Source organism: Microcoleus sp. BM001215392 (assembly GCF_036700185.1).
Lineage (GTDB): Bacteria > Cyanobacteriota > Cyanobacteriia > Cyanobacteriales > Microcoleaceae > Microcoleus.
In genome coordinates this window covers 1-1,037 of sequence record NZ_JAUBOJ010000753.1, presented here as the reverse complement: position 1 = coordinate 1,037, position 1,037 = coordinate 1, and the positions used below count along the sequence as shown (strand labels likewise).

The window sequence follows — 1,037 nt, the reverse complement described above, 5'->3', positions numbered from 1 at the left end:
GTTCGGACTTTAGTCCTATCTAAATCAGAGGACTCGCATTCCGAACGATCAAACCAGGCTTTTCTAATTCATGCAAATAGGGAAAAACAGGGGAATAAAGATGAAAGAGCAAAATGTCAAGGATGGAAATGGGAAGAAGAAACAACACTTCTTGTTTCTTTTACCTTTGGTTTTTTGCATTTTAAATCTAGTGACTGGATGCGTTCAGTACGATGTCGGAGTCAACTTTGACAGTCAAACTCATGGCGCCATCGTGCAGCACATTAAACTAGGTGAAAGGTTGACCAGCTTCAGCAGCGAAACAGTTGGAGATTGGTTAAAAAGTGTAGAACGCCGCGCGAGATTGCTCGACGGAAAAACTAAACGGCTTTCTGAGAGAGAAGTTATAGTGACGATTCCATTCAATAATGGAGCCGAATTAGAAGACAAGTTCAACCAATTTTACAATCCGATCGCACAAACCGCCAAATCTCGGGTCGCAAGTCCCCTAGAAACCGATTTGCCGAAGTTTGAATCTCACCTGAAGGTCAAGCAGAATAATTTGTTATTGGTGCTGCGAAATCGGTTAAGTTGGGAATTGGATTTGCGCTCCCTGGCTCTGGTTTCCTCAAACGGCAGTCCTCTGCTGAATCCGGGGGGACTTTTGGAGCTAGACTTTAGCTTGAACACGCCTTGGGGTGCCGAAAATATTGAAACGAATGTCGCCGGTGCGCTCCTTCCCCAAAGCTATCAGCAGGGAAAGCAGTTAGTTTGGAAGCTGAAACCCGGAGAAGTTAACTATTTGGAGGCGACTTTCTGGATTCCGAGTCCCGTAGGAATTGGAGCGTTGATTATTGGGTTATTTGTGGCGGCGGGTATTGCTGTGAAATATCAAATATTGCCAGCCCTCTTAATCGCTAAAAAACCTCAAAACATCAGCCCAACCTAAAAAGGAGATGTTCTGTAAGGGCGGGTTGATTAATATTTTTAATAAACTATCAGAGTTCCCACAAACCCGCCCCTCCCCGGATATTATGATTAATTGACCAGATTTGATA

The 1,037-nt window shown here is 44.1% G+C and carries 1 protein-coding gene; it reads left to right on the top strand.

The features are described from left to right. The first annotated feature begins 100 nt into the window (after window positions 1–100). On the top strand, window positions 101–928 hold the full coding sequence (locus tag QT974_RS34655; protein ID WP_333472865.1) for a DUF3153 domain-containing protein: 828 nt from the start codon (window positions 101–103) through the stop codon (window positions 926–928). Window positions 929–1,037: the final 109 nt, after the last annotated feature.